The 8,213-nt window shown below is 48.2% G+C and carries 10 protein-coding genes and 3 pseudogenes; 11 read left to right on the forward strand and 2 right to left on the reverse strand.

The features are described 5' to 3' along the window. From folE to radC, 7 genes and pseudogenes are all read left to right on the forward strand, one after another. A pseudogene (gene folE / locus AC1HCM_RS08865) lies at positions 1-342 on the forward strand (GTP cyclohydrolase I); the annotation flags it as partial. A 714-nt stretch (positions 343-1,056) separates the two neighbouring features. Beyond that, a pseudogene (locus AC1HCM_RS08870) lies at positions 1,057-1,224 on the forward strand (LAGLIDADG family homing endonuclease); the annotation flags it as partial. Between the two features lie 159 nt (positions 1,225-1,383). Beyond that, positions 1,384-1,506: pseudogene (locus AC1HCM_RS08875) on the forward strand (GTP cyclohydrolase I); the annotation flags it as partial. A 22-nt stretch (positions 1,507-1,528) separates the two neighbouring features. Beyond that, positions 1,529-1,906, forward strand: a complete 378-nt coding sequence (gene secG / locus AC1HCM_RS08880) for a preprotein translocase subunit SecG (protein WP_479461408.1) — start codon at positions 1,529-1,531, stop codon at positions 1,904-1,906. Next, the gene (prmC, locus tag AC1HCM_RS08885) at positions 1,788-2,603 is read left to right on the forward strand and encodes a peptide chain release factor N(5)-glutamine methyltransferase (protein ID WP_479461409.1); all 816 of its coding nucleotides are present in this window, start codon (positions 1,788-1,790) and stop codon (positions 2,601-2,603) included. Before secG ends, prmC begins: the two co-directional genes overlap by 119 nt. After that, positions 2,594-3,826, forward strand: a complete 1,233-nt coding sequence (locus AC1HCM_RS08890) for a hemolysin family protein (protein ID WP_479461410.1) — start codon at positions 2,594-2,596, stop codon at positions 3,824-3,826. Before prmC ends, AC1HCM_RS08890 begins: the two co-directional genes overlap by 10 nt. Next, positions 3,823-4,497 carry a RadC family protein gene (radC, locus tag AC1HCM_RS08895; RefSeq protein ID WP_479461411.1) on the forward strand — a complete coding sequence of 225 codons (675 nt, stop codon included), beginning with the start codon at positions 3,823-3,825 and terminating at the stop codon, positions 4,495-4,497. Before AC1HCM_RS08890 ends, radC begins: the two co-directional genes overlap by 4 nt. A 9-nt stretch (positions 4,498-4,506) precedes the next feature. Here the strand turns inward: radC and AC1HCM_RS08900 are convergent, their stop codons facing one another. Continuing rightward, positions 4,507-4,938 (reverse strand): PIN domain-containing protein, encoded by a 432-nt coding sequence (locus tag AC1HCM_RS08900; protein WP_479461412.1) that lies wholly within the window; start codon positions 4,936-4,938, stop codon positions 4,507-4,509. 162 nt (positions 4,939-5,100) lie between these two features. Between AC1HCM_RS08900 and AC1HCM_RS08905 the strand changes: the two genes are divergently transcribed. The 4 genes from AC1HCM_RS08905 to AC1HCM_RS08920 are packed head-to-tail and all read left to right on the forward strand — an operon-like array spanning position 5,101 to position 7,565. Continuing rightward, positions 5,101-5,505, forward strand: coding sequence for a hypothetical protein (locus tag AC1HCM_RS08905; protein WP_479461413.1), 405 nt, complete (start codon positions 5,101-5,103; stop codon positions 5,503-5,505). A 22-nt stretch (positions 5,506-5,527) separates the two neighbouring features. After that, positions 5,528-6,241 (forward strand): molybdate ABC transporter substrate-binding protein, encoded by a 714-nt coding sequence (gene modA / locus AC1HCM_RS08910; RefSeq protein WP_479461414.1) that lies wholly within the window; start codon positions 5,528-5,530, stop codon positions 6,239-6,241. Beyond that, the gene (gene modB, locus AC1HCM_RS08915; protein WP_479461415.1) at positions 6,241-6,900 is read left to right on the forward strand and encodes a molybdate ABC transporter permease subunit; all 660 of its coding nucleotides are present in this window, start codon (positions 6,241-6,243) and stop codon (positions 6,898-6,900) included. Before modA ends, modB begins: the two co-directional genes overlap by 1 nt. Next, positions 6,885-7,565 carry an ATP-binding cassette domain-containing protein gene (locus tag AC1HCM_RS08920; protein WP_479461416.1) on the forward strand — a complete coding sequence of 227 codons (681 nt, stop codon included), beginning with the start codon at positions 6,885-6,887 and terminating at the stop codon, positions 7,563-7,565. Before modB ends, AC1HCM_RS08920 begins: the two co-directional genes overlap by 16 nt. Before the next feature lie 12 nt (positions 7,566-7,577). On the opposite strand, the gene AC1HCM_RS08925 is transcribed toward AC1HCM_RS08920, so the two are convergent. After that, positions 7,578-8,213: MraY family glycosyltransferase (locus tag AC1HCM_RS08925; protein ID WP_479461417.1), on the reverse strand; the 636-nt coding region annotated here is incomplete at its 5' end.

Genomic DNA, 8,213 nt, shown 5'->3' on the forward strand with positions numbered 1-8,213 from the left:
AGGGTAGCCCGCATGTGGGAGGAGTTTGAGAAGCTCAGGAGCTTTGATATGAAGCTCTTTGAGGAGTTCGGTACCTACAACGAGATGGTCCTTGTGAAGGACATAAAGTTTTACTCCCTCTGCGAGCACCACCTCCTCCCCTTCTTCGGGAGCGTTCACATCGCCTACATACCCGATGGAGTGATCTGCGGACTCTCCAAGCTCGTGAGGACTGTAAGGTCCTTCTCTCTGAGACCCCAGGTTCAGGAGAGGCTCACCGAGGAGATAGCGGACTTCTTAGAAAGGGAGCTAAAGCCCAAGGGTGTCGGGGTAGTTGTGGAAGCGGAACACCTCTGTTATTCAGAAGATACAGAAATACTTACCGATGAGGGATGGAAGCTTTTTAAGGATCTGACCGGGACAGAAGGGGTAGCACAGGTTGATCCCGTCACTCTTGAGATAAATTTTGTTGAACCTTTGCTTTACCACAGATACCCCTTTAAGGGGTTCATGATAAACTTCAAAGGTAAATCCGTAGATCTTATGGTCTCTCCCGATCACAAGATGCTCTACTCCACAGATTGGATTTTTTATAAGTCTAAAAGAGAAGATGTATGGCTGACAAACAGCGCCCATAAGCTTATAGATAAAACGCTTATAATTCCTCAAGCGGGTTATATGAAGGGAGAAAGTATGGAGTTCTTTGAAATAGATGAGGAGAAAACTCATGTTATGTTTGGTACAACAGCTGTAAAGACAAGGAACACCATAAAGGTGGATGCCAAGACCTTTGTGAAATTTTTAGGCATTTATCTTGCAGAGGGTTGTGTGTATAGAAATAAAACCTACAGGATGAACAAAGTTCGCATAATTCAAAAAGAAGGTCAAAAAGCTGAGCTTATAGAGTCAGTTTTAAAGGAACTCCCATTCAATTACTTTAAGCAAAGGAGAGAGAGAGGGATAGTAGAGTTCTACATAAACTCAAAAGCTTTAGTTGATTATTTAGAACCCCTTGGGAAATCTGAAGACAAGAGGCTTCCGAAAGAGCTGTTCCTTGTTGACAGGAATCTAAAGCAGATGTTCCTGAATTATTATGCCTTTGGAGACGGGTACATAAAGCCCAACGGGAAACTGCATCTGGTGAGCAAATCAAAAAAATTGATGGACGACATACAAGCTCTGCTTGTAACCATGGGTGTGAGCGCAAGCGTGTATAAAACCTACACAAACGGAAAAGTCTATTACAGGCTTGAAACGAGAAAAGATAAGAAAGGGAGAAATAAGTTTTATTCAAAAGTTTCCTCAGCAGAAAAGATACCCTATGATGGATACATTTACTCTGTAACGGTTCCCTCAGGCTTCATAATGGTGAGGCGTAACGGCAAAACCGCTATATCAGGCAACTGCATGTCAATGAGGGGGGTGCTTTCGCCTGGTCATATAACTACGACCTCAGCCCTCAGAGGGGTCTTCCTCAAGGACATGAAGACGAGGGAGGAGTTCCTGAAGCTGGTCAAGAGCCCGTAGCTCTGGTAAAATATAAAAAGTTATGTACTACGCACTCCTGACGCTCTTCATAATAGTTGCTATCCTCCTTATAATCCTCGCCCTGCTTCAGAAGGGAAGGGGGGATGTGGGAGCAGCCTTCGGCGGAGGTATGGGACAGTCCATATTCGGTGCCGGAGGGGTTGACACGATCCTGACGAAGGCTACCTACTGGCTCGGCGGTATATTCCTGGTCTTAGCCATACTCCTTTCTATAGTCCCGAGGGGAGAGAAGGGGTCAATAGTTGAGAAGGAAATCCGCAATGAGGTTAGGGAAGCTCCTGAAAAGCCTGCCCAAGGACCTGAGAAGGGACGGGGAGCTGATAGCAGCCCACCTGCTAAGGGTAAGAACGGCGGAGCTGCCCCTCCTTCTGGAAAGTGAGGTCCCGCCCGAGGTTGAGAAGAAGTTCTGGGAGCTGATAGAGAAGAGAAAGAGAGGGACGCCTACGGCGTATCTCCTGAGAGAGTGGGACTTTTACGGGAGAACCTTCAAGGTGAAGGAGGAAGTCCTCATACCGAGACCGGAGACCGAGATACTTGTGGAGAAGGTGCTTGAGAACATTCCCGAAGAGGAAGCCAAGGAGGGACTTGAGATAGGAGGGGGGACGGGATGCATAGCCATAACCCTGCTCTTGGAAAGACCCCTTTTGAGGATGAGCGTGGTTGAGATAAATGAGAAGGCTATAGAGCTCATGGAGGAGAATGCAAGACTCCACGGAGTCCTCGGCAGGATGGAGATACTGAAGGGGGACATGTTTGAGCCCGTAAAGGGGAGGAGCTTTGACTTCATCGTCTCAAACCCGCCCTACATACCGGAGCACGCCTGGGAGGAGCTCCCCGAGGAGGTCAGGAGGGAGGGATACAGCTCCCTTATAGGCGGTCCGAAAGGCTACGAGTTCTACGAGAGGTTTTCCCTGCAGGCAAGGGACCACCTGAGAGAGAGAGGCTTCGTGGCCTTGGAGATAGGACATGACCAGGGGAAGGTTGTGAAGGGACTTTTAGAAGAAGCGGGCTTCAGGAGGGTTATTATATTTAAGGACTACGCGGGACAGGATAGAGTGGTCTTGGCATGGAACTGATAGGATTCTTCATCGGTGTTGTCTTCTTTATAGCCCTTGAGGGCTTCTTCGCCGGCTCGGAGATAGCCCTTCTGAGTGCGGAGAAGGGTGTTCTTAAGGCTGTTGCGAGGAAGAAGAGGTACAGGTTCGTAGCCCACTTCCTTGAGAACCCCGAGGAGTACATAACCCTCACGATGCTGGGCTACACAATCAGCATCGTCTTTGCAGCAACCCTCTACACCTTAGCCCTCATGTCCGCCACAAAATACGTTCCAGCCATATCCGGCTACGAGGTCCTGCTGGCTGAGAGCCTCGTGATATTCACTATAATCTTCGGTGAGATAATACCAAAGAGCTTCTTCCAGCACTACGCCAACAGGCTCATAATACCGAGCCTTTTCGTCCTTGATAAGCTCAGGCTCCCCCTAAAGCCCTTTCTCGCCCTCGCAAGGGTCGTCAGCAGGGCGGTCTCAAGCAGGTTTGCCAGAGCCCACGCGAGCGTCAGGAGGGAGGACATAATAGAGCTCCTCAGGGAGAAGAAGACCTTCGCAGAGTACGAAGGTCTTATAGTTTCAAACATACTTTCTTTCAAGGAGAGGAGGGTTGGAGAGATAGTCAAGCCCCTCTACGAGATAGTCATGATATCCGAGAACGCGAGCGTATTCCAGGCTGTTGAGAAGATAAAGGAGAGCGGATACTCAAGGATACCCGTTTACAGGGTCAGGGTTGATGACATAGTTGGTTACGTGAGCGCCTACGATCTCCTCAACGCAAGACCTGAGGAGCCAATAAAGAAGTACGTCAGGAAGATACTCGTCTTCTCCGAGTACACCCCCCTTCCCGATGTGGTTGAGGAGTTCAAGCAGTACAAGGAACACATAGCGGTTGTGGTTGATGAGAGGGGAGTGATAATAGGCATAGTGACCCTTGAGGACATCCTCAGGGAGATAGTCGGCAGTATCCACACAGACAAGGGAGAGGAGGAGCTTATAAAGGAGATAGCGAAGGACAGGTGGATAGTTGATGGAAAGCTTGAGCTCAACGAGCTCGTGAGGATAACGGGGGTTAAGATACCGGAGGGAAACTACAGCACCGTAGGAGGATTCCTATCCTACTTGGCCGGGAGGATTCCTCAGAGCGGGGAGGTCTTTGAGGTAGGGAACTTCAGGTTCAAGGTTGTATCCAGCGACAGCAGGAAGGTAAAGAAGGTCCTCGTTGAGAAGGTCGGCGGGGAAGAAGGATGAGGTACTCCTACAGGTCAATAAGGGATATCCCGGAGGAGCACAGACCGAGGGAAAAGCTCAAGAAGCTCGGTCCCGAGAATCTATCGGATGAGGAGCTCCTTGCCGTCATCTTAGGCTCCGGGACGAGGGAGGTTGACGTCCTCACCCTATCCCGCCTCATCCTTGACAGGGGATGGAGGGAGATAGAGAAGCTCCCCCTTGAAGAGCTCACAAAGATAAAGGGAATGGGGATGGTGAAAGCTCTCCAGATAAAGGCACTCCTTGAACTCGCTAAGAGGATAGGGGAGCCCTTCGGTGGTGAGAAGGTCCTGAGTCCCGAGAGGGCATACGAGATACTCAGGGATCACTTTGATGATAGAAAGGAGTCTCTCATAGCTCTCTACCTTGACCTCAGCCACAGGGTCAGGGGTGTTGAGGTGGTGGCGATAGGTGGTCTGAACAGGGTTTACGCGAGCCCTAAGGAGATAATAAGACCAGCTCTTGAGCTCTCAGCCTACGGCATAATCATCGCCCACAACCACCCTCAGGGCGAGCTCAAGCCTTCGGAGGAGGACATATCCTTCACCAAGAGGGTAAAGGAAGCCTGCGACATAGTTGGCTTTGAGCTCATTGACCACATAATAGTCAACAGAGAAGGCTTTCTATCAATGAGGGAAAGGGGGCTTATGTGAGACATTGTTTTATTCTCCAAAGGGGTTTAACAGCTCAACTCGCTTGTCCTTAAATTGAATTCTTCTATAAGTTACATCCTCTGTAAGGATGTAAGGGATTCCGTTGTTTAGAGCAACCGCAATGACTACTGAATCCCAGAACTGGAGATTATAGTGCTCCTTAAGCTGGATCGCAGTCCTGACGTCTTCACAGTCCTCATAAATGATGTTTGCAATATCCCTTATCCGTTCTATCCTGTCTTCAAGATAATCTCTGGGATAGCCATACTTCTCAACACCAACCCTGACAAACTCTTTACAAACCTGAGAGCACAAAAAAATCTGCCACCCTTCTCGGGCTAACCTTCTAAACACCTCTACCAGTATCTCCCTTTTCTCAGCATTGGCATCTATGTCAAACAGATAAACCCATACATTGGTATCAATAAGTACTTTGTCCACAGTTCTATTCTAAAGCTTAAGCTATTTTAAGTCAAGCTTATAAAATAAGCTGTTATAACTAGCCTGTAATGATATTTAGCTTAAGCGATTGACACATTACATAAAACGCTTTAAATTTATGCCATGAGCGCCATGGGTAAGGGTAAGACCAATATGTTACACATGCTTCCTCCCATAAAAAGGAAGAGAGGTTATCGCTTCATAGTCGGTAGAGTTAAGCACGAAAGGGAAAACCCATGGGAGTATGAAGTGAAGGTAGTAAGACCAGGAACCTACAAGTTGATTGTTGGTGAAAAGGGAGTCTACATCCTTGATGACGAAAAGGCTGAAGAGCTTATAAGGGTAAGCTGGGAGAAGTATTTGAAAGAAAGGTACGGTAAACGTGGACCAAGAACGGAGAAGAAGGTGGTTGAGCATCCTGTAGAGATTGCGGAGGAAGAGATCAGAGGCTTTTTCATAGAGAGGGGTCTCCTTACCTCTTTCAAGTCCTGCGCCTTCCTTTTGGAAGGTATAAAACCAAGAGAGGATAAGCTCAAAGAACTGATAAAAGCGGTATCAGCAAGATAGAAAATTCTAATAAAATATTTCCATGAAGCTCCTCTCAGCACTTCTGTTGCTCTTGTCCCTCTCCTTTGCCCAGAGCCTTCACATAGCTGCAGCCTCAAGCCTGCGGGGTCCGTTGGAAGAGATAGGGAAATTCTTCTCACAGAAACACCCGGATGTAAAGCTTTACTTCTCTTATGGAGCTTCGGGGAACCTCTACAGGCAGATACTTGGGGGAGCTCCCTACGACCTTTTCCTCCCAGCAAGCGAACTCTATGCCAAGAAACTTTACGAAAAGGGAAAGGCTGGCAAACCCGTCCCCTTTGCAAGGGGAAGGCTCGCTATATTCAGCAGGAGTTTAAAGGTAAAGGGTCCTGAGGTGCTCAGGGAAGCTGACAGGGTAGCTATAGCTAACCCGAGGTATGCCCCCTACGGGACAGCAGCCCTTGAGTTTCTCAAGAGGACTGGGCTTTATGAGGAGGTGAAGAGGAAGCTTGTTCAGGGAACTAACGTTGCTCAGGCTTTTCAGTTCGTGGTGAGCGGCGGTGCTGAAGTTGGCATAGTCTCCCTCTCCCTCGCTATAGGCTACGGGAAGGGGAGCTACTGGGTTGTCCCCCAGAACATGCACAGCCCGATAAGGCACGTCGCCGTCATAACTGAAAGGGGGATGAAGAAGAAGACGGCAGAGTCCTTTCTTCGCTTTCTCAACTCCCCCGAGGCGGGGGAGGTTCTTAAGAGATACGGCTTTGAGGTTCCCTGATGGAAGAGGCGCTTTTTCTGAGTCTCAAGCTTGCCTCCCTCACAACCATCCTTCTCATACTCCTTTCGCTCTTTGTAGCCTATGTCCTCGCTTACTTTTCCTTCCCTGCAAAGGTCCTTCTGGAGGGTCTCCTTATGCTCCCGATAGTGCTTCCACCCACAGTGCTTGGCTTTTACATGATATACCTCCTGAGCCCTGAATCCCCCGTCGGCAGGTTCTTCAAAGATATCCTCGGGATCAGCCTCCTCTTTTCCTTTGAGGGTCTCCTGCTCGCCTCTATGATATACTCCCTGCCCTTTGCGGTCTTTCCCATAAGGGACGCCTTTCAGGGCGTTCACAGGAGGCACGTTGAAATAGCCTATGTTTTTGGCTACTCAAGGCTTGAGACCTTCCTCAGGGTCATACTTCCTGAGAGTATCGGCGGACTTCTAACCTCAGCCGCCTTAGTTTTTGCCCACACAATGGGTGAGTTCGGGGTTGTGCTCATGGTCGGGGGGAACATACCGGGAGAGACCCAGACTTTGTCAATTTATATCTACGACCAGGTCCAGGCTCTAAACTACACTCAGGCTCACAGAGCTTCTCTTACCCTACTCTCTGTCTCGCTCCTCTGTCTCAGTGTAGTACTCTTACTTAGGAAGAGATGGGTTTTCAGATAGAGCTGAGCTTCCGGAAGGATTACGGGAACGTTGTGATAGAGGGAGATTTTTCCTTTATCTCAGGGTTCAATATCATACTCGGTCCCTCAGGATGCGGGAAGACGACAACTCTCAGGGTAATGTGCGGGCTTGAGATGGCTGAGGGGTTTATGAGGTGCTGTGAAGAGGTGTTCTTTGACAGCGAGAGGGGCTTGTTCCTTCCTCCCCAAAGGAGGAGGGTTGGGATAGTCTTTCAGGAGGACAACCTCCTTCCCTTTCTGAACGTGAGGGAAAACATAGAGTTTGCCCTGAAAAAATCTCCGAAAAAGGATACGGATGTAGAGGAGCTCATGGAGAGGTTTGGGATAAAGGAGCTTGAGGGAAAGAGACCCGGAGAGCTCTCGGGTGGCGAGAGGCAGAGGGTCGCGATAGTGAGGGCTCTTGCTTACAGTCCCAGAGCCCTTCTTATGGATGAGCCCTTCTCCTCCTTAGACTTCAGGAGGAAGATTGACATAATAAACTTTCTTAGAGGTCTTGAGCTCAAGATACCCGTTGTGGTGGTAACCCACGACCCATTGGAGGCAAACCTCCTTGGTGAAAGGGTCTTCCTGATGGAGAGGGGAAAGAAGGTCGCCGAGGGTGGTAGGGAGCTTGTAAGGGAGTACTTTGAGGATAATATTTATTAACATTACATAGAACTACCTTCTTATTAAATTACTTAATTTCATTACCTTGGGCGTCTTAAATTTTATAATCCTGAAATAGAGCCATGTGTAGAAAATGGCAAAGCTTACACATGTTAAAACTAAAACAGGTGTATTCTTCCAGAATAAGAGAGCTGGAATAGTGCACAAGAGTTGCATGAACCATAGATAAGGAGAGGTTAGAGAGTTTTTTAATTGGGGAGGGATGGAACTCCCAAAAGTTGCTTTAATTAAGCGCCTGTATATCAGTGAGTGAAAGTGCTTTGTGTCCGCAACCGTTGAATCGTATCCATGCAAAAACTTCCGCCTAAAAATGGAGAACAAAGTCTCCCATATCGGATAAAATAAGAGCGTTAAAGGAAACCACGCTGAAACCTCTGGGTGCTTGTTTACCATGAGCACTCCAACAAGACCGGCTAAGAAGCCTGTCAAATAAGCTCCTCCATCTCCTAGGAATATTAGCCCAAAGGGAAAGTTCCATAGAAAAAAACCAACAAGAGCTGAGGTGTAGATAAGGCTGAGATAGAAAAGGAACTGATCACCCAGAAGGAAGGAGACGTAGGCATAAGACAAAAACACTATAATACCTACTCCCGAAGCTAAACCATTAAACCCATCTATTATGTTTAT

It is taken from the genome of Hydrogenivirga sp. (assembly GCF_056450045.1).